The organism is Clostridium sp. AF29-8BH (genome assembly GCF_003478145.1).
In the GTDB taxonomy this organism is placed as follows: domain Bacteria; phylum Bacillota; class Clostridia; order Lachnospirales; family Lachnospiraceae; genus Otoolea; species Otoolea fessa.
In genome coordinates this window covers 186,241-211,205 of sequence record NZ_QUEL01000001.1, presented here as the reverse complement: position 1 = coordinate 211,205, position 24,965 = coordinate 186,241, and the positions used below count along the sequence as shown (strand labels likewise).

The window sequence follows — 24,965 nt, the reverse complement described above, 5'->3', positions numbered from 1 at the left end:
AAACCCATTAAGATTACATGAATTCATTTAACACTTTAAATATATTTGTCATTTTCGCCACGACAAATGCCACCAAAACAGATATAAACATAGTAATAATTGCTTTAATGCTTGCGTTTAAAACAATCCCAAAATGTTCCAACAAAACGACTAGAAAAATAATCCACGGATGTATGAAGTATATCAATGTACTTACATTTCTTACAGTCTTGCTTACATTCATTTGTAACTGACTGATCATCAATCCCACTAATACAACTGCAACCATAACCGTACTAAATGTCATATTGATTGTAATTTGACTGTCATATTTACTTACCAAAACACCTTCTAGATACAAGAACATGATTGCAACCAATAAAACCAGTTTACAGTGTTTATAATTTTTTAATTTAATTTCATAGTCAGCAAAATACTTTCCGATTGCGACCAAAAAAGACCCCATAAACAAACCATTTCGTGTAGTAAGGAATATAGTGTAGTACATCTTTGGAAATCTTAATCCATAGGTATTCGCAAGAATTCCAATAATCATTAGTCCCATCGTTACCGCCATTAAAGTGAATCGTCTATTTCTCATTATATATACGATACACATAGCAACAATCAACGATGGCAAATACCAAAGATGGTAATATGTACCATCAAAAACCGCTCTCTGAGCAAACTCTACAAACGCATAAGAAATATCTACTCTATGTTTCAAATACTCATAACAAATTAATGGTAAATAAACAACAGTCCAACATCCGTATAGTTTTAAGATTCGAAAAACCTGTTTTTTGAGCCTTTCCTTATTGACTGGTTTTTTATATAAAAGAAAACCTGATATTATAAAAAATGAAGTAACTCCAATTGTACTAATCGTATTAATTACATATATACGCCAAAACATATTATCTTTAAAGAAATTTTTGACCTTATATGCCTTAACATTACAAGGATGGCAAGTGCTAGTTTTAAAATATCTAAATTTCCATACCCCCCGTTTTTATAGTATTCACCAATTCTAAGGATGGCAAGTGCTAGTTTTAAAATATCTAAATTTCCATACCCCCCGTTTTTATAGTATTCACCAATTCTGAATTCTCGTAAGTATCTTCTATTAAACTATTACCATCATATCTTTTTTCTTCAAGTGTTATTGCATTTTTCATATCTTCTTTTGCTGATATCATTTTATTTTTTCTCCGCTTAATTTGTTTTTCTGACCAATTCGCTTCACCTTTAAATCGTTCATAATTTTGCTTTCCTAATGGGGAACTGTCATAATGACATCCGCGAATCTCTTAACGAAATGCTTTCTCGCTCTAGAGCAGGAATATCTTCGATAGAACCATAATATTTCGGAATTTCGGGAGACAATTAAGATATTCGAGTTCCTCGCCATCCGGCCATTATTACTGTTTTCATTTTACTTCCTCTTACTTTCCAAGAACAGACTTTAACGCGCTAAAAACGCGCTTTCTATTAATAATGAGTGCAACAAGGACCACGACCAGAATAGTGTACTTTAGCCATAGCAACCTGTTAATGAATGTAATAACAACACCCGAAAACATTACACCTACTGAGATTGCAAGAAGTCCTTTGACATCGTATAACTGCGTACCATTCAAAATTTCTGTACAGACCTTTTTGTAGAACATATAATGAATAAAACAAAACAATGCATAGCAAAAGAAAGTAGTGTAGGCTGCTGCTTGATATCCACATAGTTTTATGAAAATATAATTCAAAATCAAATTAAGCACTGCACATAGGATTGACGGAATAACAACTGTTAATTTTCTTTCATAGTATTCCTGTACTCTAGCAAACAGTTGGAACATATAGTTAAAGTAAACACCGATACAAATCGGAATAATCACATCAACGCTTTCAATATACTTCATTCCACCAAATATCAATACAATCTCTCTACTAAAAAGCATAATGCCGGCCAGCATTGCAGCAACAAAAAATAGTACCTGATCCGCTCTCTTGGCCATAACTTTATATTCACCAGATTTTAATTTCTGATATTGGTATGGTGCGAAAGTAGAGTTAACGGCATTTGTAATAAGGTTTATCAAACTTCCTGCGGAATACGCAATACTATATAGAGCCACATCACTTGGACCACATAAATAGTTAATCATAATCTTATCGGAACTTTGTAAAACGAATTCCGACAGATAGTGTGGCATCAGCGGAATACAAAATCCTAATGAAAACAACCAAATTCTTTTATCATAGAATTTCTTTCCTTTTTTTAACACTGAATAATACAGTGCGATTCCTATCAATGCCATTACAATCGTGTTCGAAAGAACTCTCGCTTCTGCAGTAGGACTGACAAAAACTACTGCAACAACTCCAAATAAGGTCGATCCAACTGTGGACAACAATGTAACAGCCACGAGAGTTTTATAATCATAGATATATCTTTTATATAATGACCAGCATTGAACAACAGCTTGGAAAATAAAACTAGCAAAAAGGCAGCAGACAAGTTGAGGAGATAATCCCAACCATTCTGCAGCCAAATTTCTAAAGCTAATTCCAATAACCAGCCATGTTAAAGACAATACCAACTCTAATCCACATACTGCTGATAACACCATCTCTTGATTCTCGTATTTGACATACAAATTCATCATAGCCTTATATAGACTAAGTGTTACAAGCATCATCAATACAGTTTCCCACGAAAGATATGTACTATACAAGCCATAATTTTCTGTTGAAAGCAACCGCGTAAATATAGGGGTCGCTATCATGCTAATACCACGCTGTAAGAAGCTACACACGGTAAACCAAAATGCTGCTTTAACAGGTTTGGACATTCCCAAATACTTATTTTTAATTGTTTCTACTGTGTGTTGCATCCATCTATCCTCATTTCTTCATTGTTATATTATAACTTTTTATAGAGACGTGCTGGTCTTCCAAAATAAATGGCATTGTCTTCAAGATCGGTTGTTACAAGAGAACCTGTCCCAATAACTACACCCTTTCCAATAGTTACTCCAGGCATTATTATTGTATCCGCACCAATCCAAGAACCAGCACCAACTACAATACGTTTTGTAATCCCTTGAGCTGCACGTCTATTTTCCTCGCCAATTTCATGTGTTCCATTAATAAAATGAACATTCATTGCGATATTACAATTTTCACCAATTTCAATGTCGTCTCCTAAATCAAAACAGCAATTATAATTAATGAATGTTCCCCCCAAACGGACAATTTTCCCGATTCAGGACCGAGAAAGATTCTTGGAGAAAGATAACAATTTTTCCAATTTTATTTCCGGCCAGCCGATACAAAATGGATCTGAGTTTAATAGGACATACCACACCTGCTGCAAGCCAATTTTGAAGAAGATCTGAACAAATAAGCTGCGATCCTCTTCTAGCTTCCTTTAATCGTCGCTGAATTCCTTTCATTACTTTTTCAAACATCTTAGTTCTCCTGTAAAAAAACTTGCAATTCTTCCGGGGTTCCCAAGACATGAACCTTCTTTGCATCAACAATGCTAATTGTTACAGGCATGCCTTTTTCAATCATAAAATTGTAAAGAGGAGCAATATACTTCTCATTTTTCTCTAAACGACTCTCATCTGCGTAATACTCCTCATAGAGTTCCTTATACAATTTAGCGGATGAGAAATAATAAGCACCCAATGTACAATTATCAGAGATACGTTTCTTTTCTCGTACTTCTATAGCTTTTCCTTCCGAATTCAGTTTCACAAAACTCCAATGGTCACCTTCAGCATGGAAACAAGGAATGTGTCCATCCCCGGAAATATACTCATATTTCATTTCACCTGGCTCGACATACGTGTCAATATTGTAGACCATGATTTCATCATTTGGATTACAATAAGGAATTGCCAACATACAAGTCGTTGCCTGTCCATCTGTCATATGATCCAATTCAACAATTTTCACATCATGAATTCCATATGTAGCACAATGCTTCTTAATAAATTCCTCTGCGTGATCCTCTGCTCTGACAACAAACACATATCTGTCAACATACTTATTATAGTCAACCAAGCTATCCATTGACCAGTCAAACAGCGTCTTACCTTTAGCTTCAATCATATATTTTGGGCAATTATATCCCACTTTCCGAAAACGACTCCCCAAGCCAGCCATTGTAATTATAATATCCATATAGCTTCTTCCTCTCAATCTTTGCATTTAGATTTACTGCAAATTTCATTCAACTCATCAACTGAACAATTTAGGAACTCATCTGGACGAACAGTCCGATCATCAACATAGAATCCTTTATGTCCTGGCCACGGTTTTCCATATAAAATTTCATCGTACGGAATGTTCCACTTGTCTAACCACGCTGACAACACTTTCGCAGTATTTTTATTGATTAGACCCATATTTCCATTATAGGAATTCATATTTCGAGAAGTAAATAAAACAATTCTAGCACCATTATCATGGTAAAATCTCAATTTCTCCACCATTTCCTTGTATGGTACTAGGTCTTCATATTTTTCATCCTTTTTCTTTATTGGACACAATGTTCCGTCTATATCAAAAACAAATGAATATTCTTCAAACATCATTCTTCTCCTTCAACCTGTATATTAACCACTCTATTTAGAATTTCCAATCCAGTTCCCAGCATAGCCATTTGGTGTCTAATGCTCTCACCATGAAGCGGAATCATGCTTAGGAAAAGCAACGCTTCTATTAGTTCGATTTTTCTCAGATCATTGCCGATTTCTGCCGCAAACGTATCCAGGAACACTTTATACAAATTAAATTCTCTTCTACGATCTTGAACGTGATAATTAATGCAAGATGTCTCAGTATTATAATCAAGATCGAATAAATCTTTTATAATAAAATCATATTTTCCATCTACACTATGGAACAATTTTGCGAGTTCATAGCGGAAATCACCGTAAATATCGTATGTACCGAATTTACCGCGCGGATCAATCACTTTAATAAAAGAGAAATTCGAGTCCACCATAATATTGGCGAAGCACAAATCTCCGTGAATAATACTAAAAGTATCCACATCATATAGCATCTCTGGTATTGCCGTTTCTAATGCTACAATGACTTTCTCCAAAGGCTGATATTTCTTTTCATTCACTGTTATCGGTGACTCAAAGAAAGCTAAAAATCGTTCATCTTTCTTCATCTTTTCAAAACGCTGCAGAGTTTTTGTCAAGTACATTTCTTCCAGTGCCTGGCGAATATTATCATCATGGACCGTGTAACGTTTAAAATCATCACATACAAAACGAATTCGATTAAAAATGTCAATCCATTGCTGTAATGTCAAATCACCATAGAGGAACAATTCATGGACGGTATGATATGCATAATATTCCATAGAAACATATGGATTAACATACGATGTCGAATAATCAAAAATTCTAGGTCTGACATACTCAACGTCCGCTGGCAACTTTAAATACCATTTAATTTCACCGATAAACTTATCCTTATCGTCGCTTGTCTTTTTTAGAATGCCGCGGTTCTTATCAATTGTGATATGATTAAATTCTCTAGCACGTACCTCAAGTTTTGAATTATAATATTTATCCTCATGTCCAATGTCAAACCAGTTGTTTGTCAAAACCGGTTTCATAGGATGCATTTTACTATACTCTTGCAATGCATAATAAAATGTACTTATCTGCAAAGAATCTTGTTTAAAAGCACTTTCTAAACATTTTCTAAAGCAGGCAGCATCAGTAAATTGAAATACTCCGACAAACAGTTTCTTCCTTACCTCTTCCTTTACAGGCTCTTTATCATAAATCCGTACAATTCTTCCATCTTTTTCATCGAAATATGTCCACGTGTCCGACATATAGTCTTCTTGAAAGAAAAAAGCATCTCCTTCGATTTCTGCAACATTATCTAAAACAATTGTGTCAGCAAAATTAATAATGACCGTATCCACAACTTCTTTTAAGGCAAAATAAATAGTATGACCTAAATCTCTTAACTCTGGGAGAATCTTAATACTCACTTTCTCTCCAAGATAGTTTTTTAACCTTCTTTGTACCTTATCCGCCTTTTCAAAGCAAATAATATCCATTGAAGAGCAATGCTCTTTATATTCCTCATACAAATAGTCAAATGTTATCTTCTGATTGACTGGATAAATGATCCCCGGAAGCTTTCCAAGTTTCTGAAGTTCTTCAGGCACAATTTTAGCAGCCGGAATAATGACTTTCATATTAGTCATCCCACTTCCTCCTTATAAAATAAATTCAGCGTACTCTTCATATTTTTGATCATACACTAACGTTCCTTGATAAAGACTCAACCACCGAACAAAATCAAAATTGTAGCAGTGAAAGGCATTTTTCTCCTCATTTAAATAATACGAACCATTCTGAGTATTCTCCGAGTATCTTCCCTCATACTTTGGCCAGAACAAGCCTATTTCATCTTTATTTATCGTCACTAAATGATTTTTTGCAAACTGCCAATATGCTTTCACTGAGCATTCATTATTTCCACCCATGCGACGGACATACTCACGCAAAAATTGAATTTCTGGTGCAATCATTTCTTCTGCAACTTTTCGTCTGGTTTTTCCTTTTCCATATCCTCCTTTTGGCCGCTTATCCAGCGGCAAAGAAAAGAGTTCTTCTACATCTTCGGTATATCCAAAATACAAAAAGTCTGCCAAGCAATATGGATAAAACATATCTCCATATGGCATACACATGGTAACAATACGTCCTTTTTGCCTCTCACAAAAATCCTCATTATTTACAGGAAATGTCTTAACCAGATTTGCTAAGTAGGGCATTGCGTCCGTATGATAAATTCGCTGGTCGGTGCGTGTTTTACAAACAAATTCTGCACCCATTTCTTTTGCTTTTTTTACGCCAGCTAAAGTATTCACAGTCTGATAATTAATGTTCAGATTTCCACAATTATCCGGCAAATCACTAAGCACAACAACAATATTCTGTTGCTTAAATTTTTCAATTGTCTCTGAGTCACTATCTTTCCATGTTGACACGATAATTATTGCATGTGGATAACACCTTCTATAAAATTTTGCTGTTTCAAGCGTAAAGTCATTCTCAACCATCAATGGTCCCTGCATCACAATCGCTATTTTGTTATCTAAATCACAGCTCAAGTGCGGTAAAATCGGGATATCTGTCATCGCTTTGGAGCGAAGACGGTATGTAACATAACAATCTGTATTACTCTCCGCTGCAACACAAGCCGCCTTCATTTCTCTATTAACAAAGTTAGGAGATTGTCTTTTGAAAATATTTATGACGCTGTATGGCATTTTTGCATGAAATTCCAGTGCCTTTAAAATTTTATGATTCACTATTTTCCTCCACTTCTGACAAATATTATTCACATCTTATTTATCTTATAAAAGTTCTTCTCTACGTCAATATGTGATAACGCATCAATATAATGTCAGTTTCATATTAGTCTTTTTTAATAACTTAACAATAAAAACCGCAATCAAAGAAGTTCCAATGATTCTTAATACCCATAGAAAACATGCTCCACATTCATTACCAAGGAAGTTCAATCCAAAGTATTTTACAAACAACACAACAAATAAATAATTCAATGGTTCAGCATATAAATAAACACCAAATGAATACCCTGAAAGTCTTGAGATCAGTTGCTTTTCTTTATCTGTCAATCGTTCTGATACTAATTCACAAATCACCCACACAATTAGAATTCCCACACTTGCCAAATATAAATCTTTTGCAAGCCAAACCAAATGTGGAAGGTATTCTAGTCCATAATAGCCAATGATCCAAAGCGCCGCAAGGAGCAGTACCCCCCCCCATTTAAATCTATTAAGATAGTTCTTAGCCACTTTGTCGTATTTATTCAAGTTCATTCCAAAAACAAACCAGAGCAAATATCTCAGGGGATTTCCAAACAGTGTCGTAACTGCCGTTGCCCTTTCCAGAAAAAGTACTGCCATATAAACTGCAAATGAAGTCGTGTTAATCATCCACGTTTTCTTCGCATACTTGCATAATAAGTAAGCAAATACAAAATCAAAAAACAATGCCTCTAAATACCATAAATACATATTGGTTGGAATAAACATCTGCATCAAAATGTCTTTCCATATATTTTCTGACTGACTGTAATATCCAGAAAAAATTTTTATCGGAGTATTCCAGAATAAATATACAAATACAAATGGAACAACTAATCTTGAAATTTTGTTCTTCACCACTTCAGTAACAGAATTAAATCTTCCATTTTTCAGCTGACTATAAAACAATGTTCCTGATAAAGCAAAAAATGCTGGCATATGGAATGTATAAATCAGTTGTTTGATTTGTTCTGCGAATCCATGAAATACTGTATCCGCTATGCCTGCAGCCGACATTTGATCTGCGATATATATTCCGCCATATGCGTTTCCAGCATTATAATAATTTGCATGACCAATTACTACCAACATCGTTAAAACAATTCTAATTACATCATATTTATAGACATGTTTCTTCATTATATTCGTCCTCTTTTACAATATCCCATCTAACATATTCAACAAATGACACATAAAACGGAAGTGCAAGTGCAAATGCATAAAACGGATCCATATTAACTCCAAACATGATAAATAATAATGTCATAGATAAACATAATAGGGAATCCGCAATATTCCTTCGTTTTACTTTAATAGAAACATATATTCCTCTAAGAAAGATATAGATGTAAAATAAAATCATCGGAATTCCGAATTGAACTAATCCATAGAAGAATCCTGTATCTTCCAGCATTCCCCCGCCTAACGCATATCTCTCACTTGTCGTAAGGCATCCAACTCCCCAAAAGGGTTCCTTTAAATACATTGCTCCATAGTAGGCATATGCATTTACTCTCGCTACTGTCGAATTTCCATACATCTTATTTGTTTCACTAAACGAATCAACGAATGAATTAAAAACAGAGGAATTTATCAAAATTACTGCTCCTATCATCATTATAAATGCTATGACAACTTTCTTTTTATCATTTGTCTGATGTAGGAAAATCAACATAATAATAATAATCGTTTTATATAGCAACGCAGATCTTGCTTGCCAGATGATATATGCATAAAAGATGTCTATTACTATTGTAATAACATATGTTAACTTTTCTCTTTTACTTTTGGCCTTTGAAATAAGCCAAAAAGATAATGGAATCACAAGTATTGAAAGCGCCGATGGGTTTATTCTGTATAACCCATTTCGATATCCCATTTCTCCATTCACCAGGTTTGGCCATAACATAATTCCTGTTTTTGATTCGTAAAACGACATAAAAGCTTTTGCCAGAGTATCGATACTCGTTACTATCACCAGAAATTTTGCCGCTTTTTGTGGTTTCCATTTGCCTGCACTAAATAGGTTAATTAATGGAATAGCAATAATCAAATATAAATATGGCCATATCATCGCTAATGTATCATCCCATGCTGTACCCAACTGCAAAGCCCCCACAATCGCTCTCACCCAGCATATTCCTAAAAGAGCTACTTCAAACTTGATAACTCCATTTGCACTTGGGCAAGTATACACTATACTAAATATCATCGCCATTATAACCATCGCCAAAAATAAGAACATTCTTATTTTGGGTATGTAGGACGTTGAAAACATAGCAGTGCCACTTAATGGAATCAAGAAAAAGCACAAGTGCATCAACACCAGTATACATATTAAAAACTTTGTTATTGAGCTATATTTTATCTTCATGCTTTTTCCTCGTCCTTTTTTTTACTTAATTAAAAAATTTATCTTCCAGCATCAAGCATAGGCAATGGTATACTGGAAGGTGCAGTTCCTGAATCATATATGTTTCTGTTTGTGGCACTTTAATGCAAATATCGCTCATCTGTTCAAGCTTGCTATTTTTAGCTCCTGTCAAACCAATAACTTTCATTCCTTTTGCATGTGCCGTAACAGCTGCATACAAAACATTTTTACTGTTTCCGCTTGTAGAAATGCCAAAGAATACATCTCCCTCTTCGCCATAGCCATTCACCTGCTGTGCAAAACAGAGCAGGGGTTCACAATCATTCATGTATGCCGTAGATAATGCCACATGGCCATCTAATGCAATAGCTGGAAGTGCCCCTTGAAGATTTTCCGCCAAAACACGTCCCAGCTCTTCATCTTTTTCAATTAACTTACTGGCAAACCCCATATCAGGTTTTCTGGAAAGTTTAAATCCCTTCATCAATTCCCCGACAATATGCTCCGCATCCGCTGCCGACCCGCCATTTCCGGCTATCAAAACCTTGTGCTTTGTTTCATAACACTTTTCTAATACTGAATACGCTTTCTCTATATCCTGTTTTGACTCTTCCAAAACTGGATATCTACTAATTAGCAGTTCTATATGTCTCGTCAAATCTTTCATTTTCTTACCTCTTGGTTATTATTGGAGAGAACCTTTGTTCTCACCGACAAACAGCTTATGCTTCGAATTCTCACCAATTATTTTCGCCGGCACACCGCCAACAACCATATTTTCTTCTACACTCTTTACAACTGCTGCATTTGCAGCAATAATAGCATTGTCTCCAATTTCAATTTGGCCAAGCACTTTCGCTCCTGCTGATATTCTCACTCCATTGCCTATCACGGGTGGTTCCGAATCAAATGTATATCCAATCGTAACTTGCTGGTTAATCCAGCAATCACTTCCGATTCGCTTTGCGCTTATATTTGTCGCGAATCCATGTTGTATGAATAACCTCGGACCAATTTCAGGAGTATTAATATATAGGGTATCCATCCCTGGAAACAACATTTTTAGCAATAATTTGCTATACCCCCCCCCCAGGCGATATTGCAATAATGTACGATACTCTTTTAACTCCAGCATTAAACTGCTAAAAATATTAAATCCATCCTTTTCAGTATGTCCTGTACATTTTTTCCAATGCTGTATTTCATCAAAAATAATTGCTTTATTATTGGATACATAAACAATCAAATATGCAGGTATTAGCCTCCACAGATTTAATATCTGCAACATCCTCATCTTCTTACTCATACACCATTCCTCGGTTCATAAGTTTCCGGTGTATAGTGGATTACTCTTGTTCCACCATCTTCAAACGCAAATGGGATATGCATCAGATCACGCATCGCCAATCGCACTGCATCCTGTCGCTCAGGCTGAACATAAAATACAAGGAATCCACCGCCACCGGCACCCAGCAATTTTCCGCCCAATGCACCAGCCGCCACGCCTTTTGCATAAAGTTCGTCAATACTATTCGTAGAAACAGCCGATCCAGTTTGACGCTTAAGTTTCCAAGTGTGATCCAGCATTCTGCCAAAATCATCAAGATCCGCGTTCTTATCTGTCAGGACACGTTCAGCATCATCAACCAGAGCAAGCATCTCTTTCAGCTGTACTGTCTTATCTTGTTTGCCTGCTGCATTCGCTTTCTGCACATCAGAAGAAAAACGGGTAAACCCGGTAAAGAACATCATTAAATTCTGATTGAGTTGCTTCTTTCGCTCCGGCGAAATAATAACCGGCAGGACTTCATATCCATCCGCATTAAAGTTGATACGGTTGAACCCACCAAAAGAAGCAGCAATTTGATCCTGCCATCCACCAGCTTCCTGACAAAGATTACGCTCCAGATAAATAGCTTCATCTGCTAGTTTTTTCTTGTCAGCATACTTACCCTTTAATGCATAGAAAGCATTCAGCATTCCAACTGCGAAAGAACTTGATGTTCCTAGGCCAGAACGTGCTGGAAGGTCTGCTTCATATGTAAGACGAATCTCGTGCATGTCTAACATTTTCATTGCATTTCGGATCGCAGGGTGCTGAATATCGTCAATATTTGTTACACGCTCCGTCTTAGAATAAGACAGCTCCGTTGAATAATCAAAAAAACGCGGCAGATGACGAACATTTACATAACAGTATTTATCAAATGTAGTCGATAATACTGCTCCACCATTTTCTCTAAAAAAACTTTCCATATCCGTTCCGCCGCCAAAAAATGACATGCGGAATGGCGTTTTTGTAATAATCATATTTTTTCCTCTTCATAAGCTGCTTGATATTTTTAGTTCAATATAGCATCCAAAACCGATAGAATATTCTTTTTCCAGTCCATGTTACTCAAGTGATATTCTATTGCCGCTTCTGACATTGCGCTTCTAGTATTATCATTTTCAAGCTTTTTTAATGCAGTTATATAATCTATTTCACTTTCACAGACAAAACCTGTCTTTTCATCCTCGACGAATTGCGTCAACCCATCTACGTTCGACACAATTACCGGCACACCAAACTTATATGCAATCGGAATCACTCCACTTTGCGTTGCCTCAATATAAGGGAGTACTACTGATCTTGCATGGTGAAAAAGCCACAACATTTCTTCATCCCGAATATAGCGATTAATTAATGTCACGTCTTTTTTTATCAGCTTGTATACTTCAGCTTCCTTTTTTGTTAATTCTCCACTTCCGGCAACAACTAATTTGTACTTCGGATTATCAGCTTCTGAAAACGCTCGAAACAAAGTTTCTAATCCCTTATATTTATCGATTCTTCCAAAAAACAAATGAAATTGATTCTCCGTAATCTCATCTGGTTTTAGTTCATTAACATTTGGCACATGCGCACCCAAGCAGAAGTAGACTCTTTTTTCTGTATTTTTCGGTTTTAATAACCCGTATTTTTCATAGGAAATTTTTGATAACAATAATATATAATTTACCTTATGTTCAAGCTTATCACTCAAAAAATCTGTATAATGATTTCGTAACTGTTGATAGATTGTTTGATTTGTAGGATGATTTCCGCCCGCATCATGTAATGTCAATAACATCGGTATCTTTGTCGAAACTAATTTCAGCCCAATTACAACAGTGTTAATTGGATTATCTATCAACCAGATCAAATCCGGTTTTAGCGTATTAACTCTTTTTGTGATTTCAACAAACGCCTTTTTCTTGGATAAAAAAGAATTTATCTTTCTTGTAAATCCAGAACTTTCTACAATTGTTTGATAATAAATATAATTTTTTTTACTCTGTAGCTTTTTTTCTATTTCAGCCGGTGCTACTACAGTTATTTCAAAACCAATTTCACTCAATACTGATTCAAGTGTTTCAAGAAACTGAATTATTCCACCTTTTGTATTTCCTGTAACCAATACTATTTTTTTCATCTGCTCCCTCATTCAATATAATGAACATATCTCCAAATATTCTAATATTGGTCCCCAACATTAGTAGTCACAAAACAATATAATCACCATACAACTATAAGCACAGCAAAATAAATGATAGTATCCATGTTTTGCAATAACGTGGAACCTCCATAGATTTATAACTGGATACCATTAGCTTTATCCTTCTCAATGTAGGTGTGTCACGAGAGAATATTTTGCCCTTGCAAAAAAAGGTTTCATATCTTTTAAATTGAAAATTGCATGAGATTTTGCCCCCACCATCTGCATAATCCACTTCAGCACACCAACTGATTTAATTCCCATTTTAATATCCGCAAATTCCGGCATAAAAAAAACAGGCTTTTCAAATGTAAGCGCTACATTCTTAGGCAAAGTTTTATTCACTTGGTAATAGCACCAAATATAAGGAAGATTAATGCCAGCGGATTTAACACAATACGCATTTCCATCATTTCTCAGATTTGTTTCCAAATAATAATCAACATTATTTTCACCCCTGATAAATTCAATACTAAAAAGTCCATCGTATTTTATCTTTTGAAAAAATAGATTTATCCGATTTATATCAATGTCCAATTGAGAAATTGGAGAGTATCGCAAATACCCCGTATTGGTATTATCAGGCTGACGTATAATCTGTGTAAACCCAGGGATAATAATTTTTTCTCCTTTCTCCAACGAGCATCCTATCAACTGAAACTCCATTTTTTTTTCAATATACTCTTGAATCTGCACAGTTTCGGAAACAACCTCTTCTAACAGTGTCGATAACTCTTCCCGATTTTTTGCTATCTTAATATCATTTTTTCCAGCACCTTTAATACTTTTAATCGGCTTAATAATGCACGGAAAAATATCCCAATCTACTTTTCCTTTCTTTGTATCTATAATCTCGCCTCTTGGAATTGCAAAACCGCTCTCCTTAGCCAACAAGGATTGATCATTCTTATTAAAGAAGAAATCCGGCTTAACTCCAATGGATGAACAGAAGAAGAACTCTTTCAGGTTATCAGCGTTGCTCATTACTACTTCAGATGCACCATCTGCGCAGCAAACAATAGCTTTCTTTTCATTTTTATCCGCAATTCTGTACAAGGCTTCCAGTATTTCATCGTAAGTTTTTAAATATCGAATAGTGCTTTTCTTCAAATATTTACTTTTTGAAACAAAATCTTTTTTTCCTCCATGCTCATCCACAATAAAAAGTGCAATATCTTCAGAAGAAATTCCTTCTGATCCTATCGACCTAATAACGCCCAATGTATTGTGGTGAATGCCACCAATAATGACAACTTTCATTTCCTTTATGCCACCTCCGTATTTCTTTATGAATCCATTTATTTATGTAGCGGCTGTAATTCTAACCAACGAATCGCTATTTAGGCACACAAATGCACAATAACTATTAATGGAATTTTTTGCGATATAGCACAATTTAATATTGAAATACACTCCAAATCAGGTACCTTTTTTCCTATAAAAGCCATATTTTCACATTATTATGATTTGCGACACATTCCCCTTCTGTCGTTCATTGTGTTTTTTCAATATTTCATATTTACTATAAAGTCCGCTTATTCGCTGAAGATTCCTTTCCATTTGACAGATCCCGAAGTCTAATCCCCTCATATTTCACGCTTGCATAAGCAAACAACGCTTCAAGATCTTTGTAGAGTTTTTCAATGCTTCGCTCATCTTTAAAAGTAGGGCTTCCACCTGGCATAAGCTCGGAGGAATGAATCATAAACATTGCATAATCCCTGTCTGACACATAAGTCTGATCTAACACATACTTCATTTCTTCCAGATTATCACCATTTGGTCTAATCCAAAGTTCCGTCCCCTTCATAGCATGCCAAATGCTTCTAGCTAGGTTCTTTGCACTGGATGTCTTAAGAAATAGCTTGTGTGAACGAAGAATGGTAACCGGAACCTCCAAAACGCTAGAACCGTTGGATGTATCAATCGAATATGGTTTATCCTTCGCTGACGAATAGTCACTTCCACAACTTCCTTCGGTTTGGCCCAATGAAGTTTTCCAATCTACATGCGGTGTGACCGAGCAATCCACCACATACCCATATTTTGATAAGAGCTCAAAGTATTTCTCGTTCGTTGCCCATCTTCCAGCTCGATGTGAAACAGGCTTGATTCCTGTTCTTTCAAAGATCAAATCTGTGAGAAATTTAATTTTTGCCTCCATTACATCATCTGGATACTCAATCAAATATGGTGCTCCTTCTTGCGCAACCTCGAGCTGATACATAGGAGGATTATTCCATGCATGAAGATGCATTCCAATTTCAGCTTTTCCTTCCAGAGCGTACTTTTTTACAAACTCAACATACCTGTCGTCCTGTATCATCTCATAGTTAGTCAGCCACACCGGAAAAAAGTTGTACTTATTGCACAGCCTTTGAAATCTATCAAGAAAAAGCGTATTATTAGTAGTAATTGCATCCCCTTGTTTCCAACTCCAGAGGTCGTCTCCTTCAGTATCAATTGTAATAATCAGCTTTTTCACACTATTTCCTCCCTGTTATCCAATAAGTTTGATATACTTTTCTACATCTGCCTGATTACCATATTCGTGTGCATTCAAATAGTTTTTAATGGTTTTGTACAACATCTGATTGTTGAACATTTCTTCAATTCCGTGTGCGATATCTTCTGCATCCATATTAACGATCAATCCTTCTTTTTCAGGAATGATCTGATCAACAACAGTGTCATAATTAGTCGAAACGATCGGAATGCCCAATATCTTTGCTTCATCCAAAACTACAGATTTTCCTTCGTACTTAGAAGACTGAACAACGACATCACTTTTTGCTATATAAGCATACGGGTTTTCCTTAGGTCCAAGCAGCTTTACCCAATCTTTTAATTCGAGGTCTTCAATTTGTGCATTTAATTTATCAAACAGTTCACCATTACCAAGGATGAACCACTGAAATTGGCAGCCATCCTGCTTCATGATTTTCGCAGCATCTATTGCCATGTCAAATCCCTTCAACGGAATCAATCTGCCAACTGAAACAATCAATTTTTTTTCTTCATCAATACGTTCCGGGATTTCCTCTTTGCTTCGTTTTCTCAAAACCTCAGAGGATGTGATGTTTGGAAGCCACATAATTTTGTTTTGAAATTCAGGAAATACCGTTTTCAGAACATCCGCGCACTTATCCGATACTGTAACGATAGAGTCCATATTTTGGTAATACTTTTCGTCAGCTCTTCGATCACATTTAGCGCCCACATAGTCCGTATGTACCCAACATAATTTTTTATCTGCACTCACCAGGTCATTGACAAAATAAGTACATTCACCCACTACGCATCCCACTGCCACATCATAATGCTTTGACAAACGAGTAATTTTTCTTCTATAGAAATTTCTCCATCTGAACTCACGCATTAAATATGGATTACTTGTAAGTGTCTTTGAAATTGCAGTTCCAATTACTTTTGTAATAGTGTTTTTATTGAAATCCTTTACTGGACGGTACAGATTTTTAAGTGCGTCCGGTGCCTCAATAATGTTCACATAGTGTGGTACCTGAGGTAAGAACATTCCTTCCTTACGAAACAATAAAAGATCTATTTCATACTGGTCTTCCGGCATTTCATTCAGCAAGTTCACCAGGCTTTTCTCTGCCCCACCATTTACTAATGAAATATTGACAAATAATATTTTCTTTTTCATATGTTTATTCTTTCATCTGCTGTGCGATATCAGCATCCACAATTTCCTCGCCGGTCTTATGCTTCAGCTGTTCCTTGGATGCCTCACTCAGACCGTTGTTAATCACGCAGTTCATGTCGCATGTGCTACACTTGTCCAGCTCCTCTTTGGTAACTTTGCCATCGCGATAGTCACGGCAGATCTTCAGTTCATACATGCTGTACGGATGTTTGGTGAACAGAGCCTTGAACTTATGTACCAGAACCCAGGTAGCAGGCTTCCAGATATACTTATGCATAGCAGGACTTACACTACCGATCATCCAGCAGTCACGGTCGCAGCAACGAACCTTCGCACGAACCTTCTCTGCTTCCGGGCTGTTCCACAGCTCATCCCAAGTCTGGTTATTCAGGTTGCCCATGACTTCTTTATCCTTGGTACCATTGCAAGGCATAACATCGCCATACGGGTCGATGAAGAATGTATCAAAGCTCATGTCGCAAGGAAGCAGACGCTTCTGGCCGTAGATGTAGTTGATCAGACCGTGGTTAAAGTATGCACGGAACCACTTCTTCGGGCTGTTGCTGCGGAGCAGTTCATTGACCAGATTCTCGAAGTTCTTTGCAACCATCGGACGATCGTGGATGATGTTCTTAGCCTCAACGAAGTAGAAGCTGTTATGCAGAGATGCCGTTGCGAACTCCATGCCCATCTCGTTGGAGATCTTGTACAGAGGAACCAGGTCAGGAGCGTTCTTGTCCTGAACAGTCATGCCGAAGCCGACGTCCTTCATACCCATTTCACGCAGCTTCTTCAGTGTGCCGTAACCACGCTGGTAGCCGTTTTGCAGGCCGCGGATCTCATTGTTGGTCTGCTCCAGACCCTCGATAGAGATACGGATACCAATCTGCGGGAACTCTTTGCACAGGTCAACGATACGGTCAGTGAAGAAACCGTTCGTGGAAATAACGATACGATCAGACTTCTTGTACAGTTCACGCACGATATCTTTCAGGTCGGTGCGGATGAACGGCTCACCACCGGTGATATTTGTGAAATACATCTTCGGCAGCTTCTTGATGGTCTCAATGCTGATTTCCTCTTCCGGCTTGGAAGGTGCTTTATAACGGTTGCACATGGAGCAACGAGCGTTGCAGCGGTATGTAACGATGACAGTACCATTTAACTTCTTTTCTTCAGACATGATTAACTCTCCTATAACCACACAGGGTTTTCTAGCAATAAAATCTGCTTTTTCTTTATTCTCTATAGTTGTCTTCAAAGCAAAAATGGTCAGTGTTAACTCCACTGTATTCCATTCTTTTCTTCAATAAATCTTTGGTATTTCCTATCACTCTTGCCGGATTTCCTCCAACAATTGCATAGGGTGGAACATCCTTTGTCACAACACTTCCAGCAGCAACCAATGCATTTTTTCCAATTGTAACATTGTAAAGAATGATTGCTCTTGCGCCAATTACAACATTGTCTCCTATGGTTATTGGCCCCGTGTAGTACTTTATATATGGACCTATATAATTAGGATCATCGTCAAACATGAGTCTAACCATATCATGTTCATAGAATCGTACATCTGCTGCGATAGTAACATTGTTTCCAATACTAATTAGTTCAGGCTGAGTGGGTATCCAGCACGGATGCCAGTACCCCCCCCCATAGCTTTTAAACAAATTGGCCTTTTTTATGACATCTGCTTTTTTTGTATGTTTTCCCAGCAATGTGAGAATCCAAAGATTCATTAATATCTTCAGCTTCTTAAGTTTCATTTTCTTACCCTATCAAACACTTTCATCAAAGTGTTATAATGAGTCTGCGGTGCAAACCGATCTTCTAATCTATCCCGGCTTGCTGCTCCCATTTTCTTTACAACATCATCATCATCCAGCAAAGCAATCTTTTCGCACAGTTCCCGAGCATCGGCAGGCTTAAACAGATAACCATTAACGCCATCCAAAACAAGCTCTGGTAGGCTTCCGATATTGCTTGCAATAACCGGCTTTGAATACTGAAAAGACTCCAATGCAGTATTTGGAAGGTTATCATACCAAATAGACGGAATCAGTGTGAATCGTGCGCCCTTGATGATCTCTTCCAATTCCTCTCCGGCTTTGAAGCCCAAGAACTCAACATTCTTAATGTTCTTCTCTTTGATATATGCCTTTAACCTTTTTGCCTCGTCTGTTGTATCATCGCCCATTATTTTCACATGGCGATCCGGCATCATCTCATATGCTTTGACGACAGTGTCAACACCTTTTTCCTCTGTCACACGTCCAAAATACAAACCATATGTTCCAACCTGTGGTTTGCCGACTTCTGATTTGCTTGCAGTAAATGTCGGAATACAGGTAATTTTGTTCTCATCAAAACCATTCTCAATCAGTTTCTTCTTTAAAAACTCAGACGGCGTAATAAATGCATCCACACCTTTATATACATTCATCGCCTTATGTACTTTCATAGAAAAAACTCGAACGACCGATGCAAACAACGACCCCTTTACACATCTTTTCTTTATGCAGGTCCTATACCCCTTCGTAAGGCACTCTTCGCATGGTTTCTTGTTGTACATAAAATCAAATCTCGGGCATAGTAAAAAGTAGTCTGACAGTCGCAGCACTACCGGAACACCCATCTTCTTTGCACCACAAATCACGCTCGGTGAAAGCTTGTTTACAAAGTGGATGATATATACCAAATCCGGCTTTACATCTTTGATTTCTTTCTTAATAGCTTTCTCAACCTCAGTGGAATAGATACTGCGAGTCAGCATTTGCCAGATGACTTTTGGGGTCTTTTTACACTCTTCAAAATAAGTTGCGTCACGGCTTCCAATCGGCTCCACAAAATATTTGGAATACTCTGTTTCAACATTTTTGTTAGAATGGATAGAGAACGGAATCACTTCATGACCATTATCTTCCAACATCTTCTTAATGTTGAACATATATTTTTCCGGTCCACCCGAAATAAAATATCTATAATTAACCAGTAAAATTCTCATATCTTTAATCCCTCTGGAAAATATCTCTTGTATAGACCTTTTCCTTCACATCGTCCAAACTCTTATCATAGCGGTTTGCAATGATTGCCTGGCTCTGTTTCTTAAACTCTTCCAAGTCGTTAACAACACGGCTACCAAAGAATGTGTCCCCATTTTTCAGCGTAGGCTCATAGATGATAACTGTTGCACCCTTTGCCTTAATGCGCTTCATGACACCCTGAATGGAACTCTGACGGAAGTTATCGCTGTTGCTCTTCATGGTCAGTCGGTATACGCCGACCACAACTTCCTTTTCCTTACTCTCATCCCAGCTGTCATTGGCTTCATAAGCGCCAGCGATTTCCAGTACGCGGTCAGCGATGAAATCCTTACGAGTTCTATTACTCTCGACAATAGCTTCAATCAGGTTCTCCGGCACATCTGCGTAGTTCGCCAGCAGCTGCTTTGTATCCTTGGGAAGGCAATAGCCACCATAGCCGAAGGACGGGTTATTGTAATGAGTACCAATACGAGGATCAAGCAAACGCCATTGATAATCTGATGGGTATTCAACCCCTTCATCTCGGCATAAGTATCCAGTTCGTTGAAGTAGCTGACTCGCAGAGCCAAGTAAGTGTTAGCGAACAGTTTAACAGCCTCAGCCTCGGTGAAGCCCATGAACAAAGTATCGATATTCTCCTTAATAGCACCTTCCTGCAGGAGTTCTGCAAAAGTGTGTGCAGCCTTTACCAGACGAGCATTATCCACATCGGTACCGACAATGATACGAGAAGGATAAAGGTTGTCGTACAGTGCCTTACTCTCTCTTAAAAATTCCGGGCTGAAAATGATATTGTCGCAGTGGAACTTTTCACGAACACTTGCAGTATAGCCAACCGGAATCGTAGATTTGATAACCATGATAGCTTCCGGATTGTACTCGATAACCAGCTTGATAACCGCTTCAACCGCACTGGTGTCGAAAAAGTTCTTCTTACTATCATAGTTCGTAGGTGCAGCAATTACCACGAAGTCAGCGTCGCTATATGCTTCCTTGGCATCCAGCGTTGCCGTTAAATCCAGCTTCTTTTCTGCCAGATACTTTTCAATGTATTCGTCCTGAATCGGTGACTTTTTATTATTAATCAGTTCAACTTTCTCAGGGATGATATCCACAGCAGTCACCTTGTGGTGCTGAGATAACAGCGTAGCAATAGAAAGACCAACATATCCCGTTCCGGCAACAGCAATCTTTAAATCTTTAAACTCTCTCATTTCTCTATCCCTCTAATTCTTTTATTTATAAAACTCAGCGTACCACTCAGCGAACTTTCTTAATCCAGTCCGCAGACTTGTGCTCGGCTTGTACCCGAAGTCGCGCTCCAGTGCGCTCGTATCTGCATAAGTCACAGGCACATCACCCGGCTGCATCGGGACCAGCTCTTTATGAGCCTCGAAATCGTAATCTCCCGGCAGCACCTTTGCACGAACAAGCTCCTCGCTCAGAATCTGCACAAAGTCCAGCAGGTTCTCCGGATTCTGATTGCCGATGTTGTAAACTGCATACGGCGGAATCGGAAGACCATCCTCACCATTCTTCTTGTCTGGTGCTTTCTTCATCACACGAACAACGCCCTCAACGATGTCATCCACATAAGTAAAATCACGCTTGCAGTTGCCATAGTTGAAGATTTTGATGGTTTCGCTCTTCACCAGCTTATTGGTGAATCCGAAGTAAGCCATGTCCGGGCGACCTGCAGGGCCATACACCGTAAAGAATCTCAGGCCAGTGGAAGGAATGTTGTAGAGCTTGGAGTATGCGTGTGCCATCAACTCATTAGATTTCTTGGTGGCTGCATAAAGGGAAACAGGATTATCCACCTTATCATCTGTGCTGTACGGAACCTTTTTATTAGAACCGTAGACGGAGGAGGAAGAAGCATAAACCAAATGCTCCAGACTCTCACAATGACGGCAGGCTTCGAGGATATTAAAGAATCCGACCAAGTTGGATTCCACATAAGCATCCGGGTTGGTGATGGAGTAGCGCACACCAGCCTGTGCTGCAAGGTTGACGACCACAGACGGCTTGTACTTCTCGAACAGCTCGGTGATCAGTGCCTTATCAGCGATGTTGCCTTTTACAAAAGTGAATGTGGGATACTTGGCCAGCTCATTCAGGCGGAATTCTTTCAGTGCCACATCATAGTAGGCATTCATATTGTCGATGCCAATAACCGTAGCAGAAGGAGCCTCCTGGTAAATTCTCTTCACAAGGTTGGAGCCTATAAAGCCCGCCGCGCCTGTGACTAAAATTGTTTTTTTATCTAAAGTTACTGTGCTCATATTTTTACTCCTCAATTTCTTATCTTCACAAATTTATTCGGATACAGGAAGAACTCTAACCACTTCGTTTTCTTCATAATCCAAGCTGCAATGATTGGACCTATAAAGCTAATTCCTAGTCCCAACACCACATGAATCACAGAACTTCCGATACCCAACTTCAGTAAAACTGATCTCAGTGGTGCCGCAAACAACGTATGCATCAGAAAAATCGGCATTGTGTATTTTGCAAGAAAATCCATGCCTCTGCCAAACCTTCTTTCACCCCCCGCTACCATCAGGATAACGGCCACACAAGCCAGCAATCCCATTGCGAAAGGAATCACACCACCACTAATTTCTGCCTTATACACCACCACACTCAAAATCATAAATAGCAATCCGCATATCGTTCCTTGTACTTTTCTGCCCTTCAGCTGCACATTAAATACACAAATGCTCATACCGAGCACAAACCAAATTTCGTTTGAGAGAACTGTTGATACTGCGTAAACGCCGTCCCCCCCCCACTCAATGCAATGGTTTTCATAGCTATTGCTACAATTAAGCCTCCTACAGCCATCTTTACGCTCTTAAAAGTTGGTGTAAGAAGGAAAATAAAGAACAATGCGTACAGATACCAGTATGGCGAAGCAGGATTAAATAGCAGGGTGTCTCCCAATCCACCAATTTGATTGTTAACACTGCTCGAAAATGCCTTTTTCAATACCCAAGTAGCTGTAGAAAAGGTCACATAGGGTATGCCGAGTGCCAACACCTTTTTCGCCACATTTCTGCGCCAACTTCCCACACTGGTTACCTTGCTGTACTTCTGATAAAGGTATCCGCTACAGATAAAGAACAGCGGCACATGGAAATAATAAACTGTAGTAATAAACCACTCATATAAACCACTATCTGGCAGGATACTTGCCTTCACCATACTTTGGAAGAAATGCCCCACCACAACCAATATACAGGCGATTACTTTTACATCATCTACCCATTTTTCTCTTGTTCTTGCTGCAATTTGTTTACTCATGTTATTTTTCCTTATGTGCTCTACTTTATTTCACTACCCCTGTTCAGATGAAGCACTTCCAATGTATTGTTCATAAACCAGAGTGCTCCATACAAACGCAGGTAGTGATACTGAAAGTTCTTATGATAAAATCATCTGCTGTTGCTGAACCTAGGTGGCGAGATAAAAACTGCTCTCGCAGCTCTACTCATCTCTCGAAAAGTGCCGTAAATACGCCATTTTTCCGGCATTTTTACTATGTACATCTCACTACCTGCGTTCGGTTAGAGGAGATTATTTATTATCAATACTCTCATCTATTATTTTCTCCTGTACAGTTTTATCGTTTCCTTTACAACTTCATCCCAGTTGTATTTCTCGCAGATAAAGTCAGCTGCCTGATTCTTCATTTTAATAACCATTTCTGGATGGTCACAGGCCTCTTGCAGTTTTTCTCGCAAGTCCTCTACATCTGACTTTTTGAAAATCAATGCCTTATCTTCCACAACCTCTGCGCATTCTGGAATATCGGATACCAGACAGCAATTGCCGTAGCTCATTGCCTCCAGCAGACTTAATGGCATTCCTTCCAGATCGGACGGCAGCGTGTAAATGTAAGCATTGCTGTATAGTTCATCCAGCATTGCTCCCTGTACAAACCCGGTAAAGAGAATCCGATCGTCGCCCTTTGCCAGGTCTTTCAATTCCTCCATAAAGGAATCCGTATCGCTGGAGCCGCCTGCGATGACCAGCTTTTTATCCGTCTTGACATTCTTGAAGGCCTCAACCAGATATCGAATGCCCTTTTCCGGTACCAGACGACCGAGGAACAATATGTATGAGTCTTTTTTCAGTCCAAAATTATCAGTGATTAACTTTGCCTCCCGAACCTCTGGCCGATTGACACCATTAGGGATAAAATGCGTCTCCCTCCCGTACGTATCCATGAAGTACTTCTGAACGCCTTTGCTTAGAACGATGATTTCGTCCGCATATTTCACGGCGTTTTTTTCGCCGCCACGAATGAACTTGGATGCAACGCTTCCGCGCCACTTCTCGCGGGCCCAGTCCAAACCGTGAATAGTGCTGATTACACGCTTGCCAAAAAGTTTTGGTATCCAACAGAAAAAGGCAGGGCCTTCTGCATGGATATGCACCACATCGTATCTTCCAAATGCACTACAAAGTGCTGCAAAAAAGGAAGAGCTTACCGCTGCAAGTCCCTTCTTCTCAATGGTCGGAACAACCTTTTGACGGATACCATCATATTCAATTGTTTTGTCATACTCTGCACCGCTTACATGATGGCCTGCTCTATTGTAGCAAGTCACATCACAACCATTCTGTGCCATTCGGGTGCATAACTCCTTTACAACAATCTCTATCCCGCCTTCACGCGAAAGACGTTTCTGTCCGAAAACCGCAAGTCTGATTTTTTCTTCCATTACTTCTCTCCAACCGTCATTCCATAGTTTCTATTCTTGTCCTAGGCTTATACACCAATCCCAGCAGTTCTTTTTCTTAAATTGTCATGCTCGTCTTTCACTATTCACCTTTCCTACTTCATAGCACAACAACAAGCCTGTATACAGATTGCAGCAACAATCTATACGCAGGCTTGTCCTCGTACCTCCTCATTCTGTTTTCTGCTCTATCAGCTTTCGCTGTGGTGGGTTAAGTATAGAGCGCAACCAGAAGCCATTAACTCCCGAAA

At 38.3% G+C, this 24,965-nt stretch carries 25 protein-coding genes and 1 pseudogene; all 26 read right to left on the bottom strand.

Annotated features, from left to right (window positions below; translation table 11 throughout):
* Positions 1-13 precede the first annotated feature (13 nt).
* Positions 14-895 (bottom strand): acyltransferase family protein, encoded by an 882-nt coding sequence (locus DWZ16_RS00905; RefSeq protein WP_118522109.1) that lies wholly within the window; start codon positions 893-895, stop codon positions 14-16.
* Positions 896-1,040: 145 nt separating this feature from the next.
* Entirely contained in the window at positions 1,041-1,178 is a 138-nt protein-coding gene (locus tag DWZ16_RS15365; protein ID WP_182427275.1) for a hypothetical protein, read from the bottom strand.
* Positions 1,179-1,424: 246 nt separating this feature from the next.
* Positions 1,425-2,870: a lipopolysaccharide biosynthesis protein gene (locus tag DWZ16_RS00900; protein WP_118522108.1), complete on the bottom strand. Its 1,446-nt coding sequence runs from the start codon at positions 2,868-2,870 to the stop codon at positions 1,425-1,427.
* 29 nt (positions 2,871-2,899) lie between these two features.
* A complete protein-coding gene (locus DWZ16_RS00895; RefSeq protein WP_118522107.1) occupies positions 2,900-3,223 on the bottom strand; it encodes an acyltransferase in 324 nt (107 codons plus the stop codon).
* A complete protein-coding gene (locus DWZ16_RS00890; protein WP_118522106.1) occupies positions 3,204-3,446 on the bottom strand; it encodes a hypothetical protein in 243 nt (80 codons plus the stop codon). The genes DWZ16_RS00895 and DWZ16_RS00890 overlap by 20 nt, the downstream gene beginning before the upstream one ends.
* A gap of 1 nt (position 3,447) precedes the next feature.
* The gene (locus DWZ16_RS00885) at positions 3,448-4,167 is read right to left on the bottom strand and encodes a glycosyltransferase family 2 protein (RefSeq protein ID WP_118522105.1); all 720 of its coding nucleotides are present in this window, start codon (positions 4,165-4,167) and stop codon (positions 3,448-3,450) included.
* A 14-nt stretch (positions 4,168-4,181) separates the two neighbouring features.
* Positions 4,182-4,577, bottom strand: coding sequence for a capsular biosynthesis protein (locus DWZ16_RS00880; RefSeq protein ID WP_118522104.1), 396 nt, complete (start codon positions 4,575-4,577; stop codon positions 4,182-4,184).
* Positions 4,577-6,226, bottom strand: coding sequence for a capsular biosynthesis protein (locus DWZ16_RS00875; protein WP_118522103.1), 1,650 nt, complete (start codon positions 6,224-6,226; stop codon positions 4,577-4,579). The genes DWZ16_RS00880 and DWZ16_RS00875 overlap by 1 nt, the downstream gene beginning before the upstream one ends.
* Before the next feature lie 12 nt (positions 6,227-6,238).
* Positions 6,239-7,339 carry a WavE lipopolysaccharide synthesis family protein gene (locus DWZ16_RS00870; protein ID WP_118522102.1) on the bottom strand — a complete coding sequence of 367 codons (1,101 nt, stop codon included), beginning with the start codon at positions 7,337-7,339 and terminating at the stop codon, positions 6,239-6,241.
* A gap of 84 nt (positions 7,340-7,423) precedes the next feature.
* Positions 7,424-8,503 carry an acyltransferase family protein gene (locus DWZ16_RS00865; protein WP_118522101.1) on the bottom strand — a complete coding sequence of 360 codons (1,080 nt, stop codon included), beginning with the start codon at positions 8,501-8,503 and terminating at the stop codon, positions 7,424-7,426.
* Entirely contained in the window at positions 8,484-9,737 is a 1,254-nt protein-coding gene (locus DWZ16_RS00860; RefSeq protein ID WP_118522100.1) for a hypothetical protein, read from the bottom strand. The genes DWZ16_RS00865 and DWZ16_RS00860 overlap by 20 nt, the downstream gene beginning before the upstream one ends.
* Positions 9,738-9,762: 25 nt before the next feature.
* The gene (locus DWZ16_RS00855) at positions 9,763-10,404 is read right to left on the bottom strand and encodes an SIS domain-containing protein (protein WP_118522099.1); all 642 of its coding nucleotides are present in this window, start codon (positions 10,402-10,404) and stop codon (positions 9,763-9,765) included.
* A gap of 18 nt (positions 10,405-10,422) precedes the next feature.
* Entirely contained in the window at positions 10,423-11,043 is a 621-nt protein-coding gene (locus DWZ16_RS00850) for a hypothetical protein (protein ID WP_243021875.1), read from the bottom strand.
* Positions 11,040-12,047 (bottom strand): kinase, encoded by a 1,008-nt coding sequence (locus DWZ16_RS00845; RefSeq protein WP_118522098.1) that lies wholly within the window; start codon positions 12,045-12,047, stop codon positions 11,040-11,042. Before DWZ16_RS00845 ends, DWZ16_RS00850 begins: the two co-directional genes overlap by 4 nt.
* Before the next feature lie 32 nt (positions 12,048-12,079).
* Complete coding sequence (locus DWZ16_RS00840; RefSeq protein WP_182427274.1) at positions 12,080-13,192, bottom strand: glycosyltransferase family 4 protein; 1,113 nt, start codon at positions 13,190-13,192, stop codon at positions 12,080-12,082.
* Between the two features lie 189 nt (positions 13,193-13,381).
* Positions 13,382-14,515: a hypothetical protein gene (locus tag DWZ16_RS00835; RefSeq protein WP_118522096.1), complete on the bottom strand. Its 1,134-nt coding sequence runs from the start codon at positions 14,513-14,515 to the stop codon at positions 13,382-13,384.
* Positions 14,516-14,777: 262 nt separating this feature from the next.
* Positions 14,778-15,740 (bottom strand): deacetylase, encoded by a 963-nt coding sequence (locus DWZ16_RS00830; RefSeq protein ID WP_118522095.1) that lies wholly within the window; start codon positions 15,738-15,740, stop codon positions 14,778-14,780.
* Between the two features lie 15 nt (positions 15,741-15,755).
* Positions 15,756-16,922, bottom strand: a complete 1,167-nt coding sequence (locus DWZ16_RS00825) for a glycosyltransferase (protein WP_118522094.1) — start codon at positions 16,920-16,922, stop codon at positions 15,756-15,758.
* A gap of 4 nt (positions 16,923-16,926) precedes the next feature.
* Complete coding sequence (locus DWZ16_RS00820) at positions 16,927-18,105, bottom strand: radical SAM protein (protein WP_118522093.1); 1,179 nt, start codon at positions 18,103-18,105, stop codon at positions 16,927-16,929.
* Positions 18,106-18,160: 55 nt separating this feature from the next.
* On the bottom strand, positions 18,161-18,688 hold the full coding sequence (locus DWZ16_RS16405) for an acyltransferase (RefSeq protein ID WP_118522092.1): 528 nt from the start codon (positions 18,686-18,688) through the stop codon (positions 18,161-18,163).
* Positions 18,685-19,926: a glycosyltransferase gene (locus DWZ16_RS00810; protein WP_118522091.1), complete on the bottom strand. Its 1,242-nt coding sequence runs from the start codon at positions 19,924-19,926 to the stop codon at positions 18,685-18,687. The genes DWZ16_RS16405 and DWZ16_RS00810 overlap by 4 nt, the downstream gene beginning before the upstream one ends.
* 4 nt (positions 19,927-19,930) lie before the next feature.
* Positions 19,931-21,180: pseudogene (locus DWZ16_RS00805) on the bottom strand (nucleotide sugar dehydrogenase).
* A 21-nt stretch (positions 21,181-21,201) separates the two neighbouring features.
* Positions 21,202-22,251 carry an NAD-dependent epimerase/dehydratase family protein gene (locus DWZ16_RS00800; protein ID WP_118522090.1) on the bottom strand — a complete coding sequence of 350 codons (1,050 nt, stop codon included), beginning with the start codon at positions 22,249-22,251 and terminating at the stop codon, positions 21,202-21,204.
* Positions 22,252-22,262: 11 nt separating this feature from the next.
* The gene (locus tag DWZ16_RS00795; RefSeq protein WP_243021880.1) at positions 22,263-22,694 is read right to left on the bottom strand and encodes a hypothetical protein; all 432 of its coding nucleotides are present in this window, start codon (positions 22,692-22,694) and stop codon (positions 22,263-22,265) included.
* Positions 22,691-23,272, bottom strand: a complete 582-nt coding sequence (locus DWZ16_RS00790) for an acyltransferase family protein (RefSeq protein ID WP_118522089.1) — start codon at positions 23,270-23,272, stop codon at positions 22,691-22,693. Before DWZ16_RS00790 ends, DWZ16_RS00795 begins: the two co-directional genes overlap by 4 nt.
* A 299-nt stretch (positions 23,273-23,571) precedes the next feature.
* On the bottom strand, positions 23,572-24,696 hold the full coding sequence (locus tag DWZ16_RS00785; RefSeq protein ID WP_118522088.1) for a glycosyltransferase family 4 protein: 1,125 nt from the start codon (positions 24,694-24,696) through the stop codon (positions 23,572-23,574).
* Between the last annotated feature and the right edge of the window lie 269 nt (positions 24,697-24,965).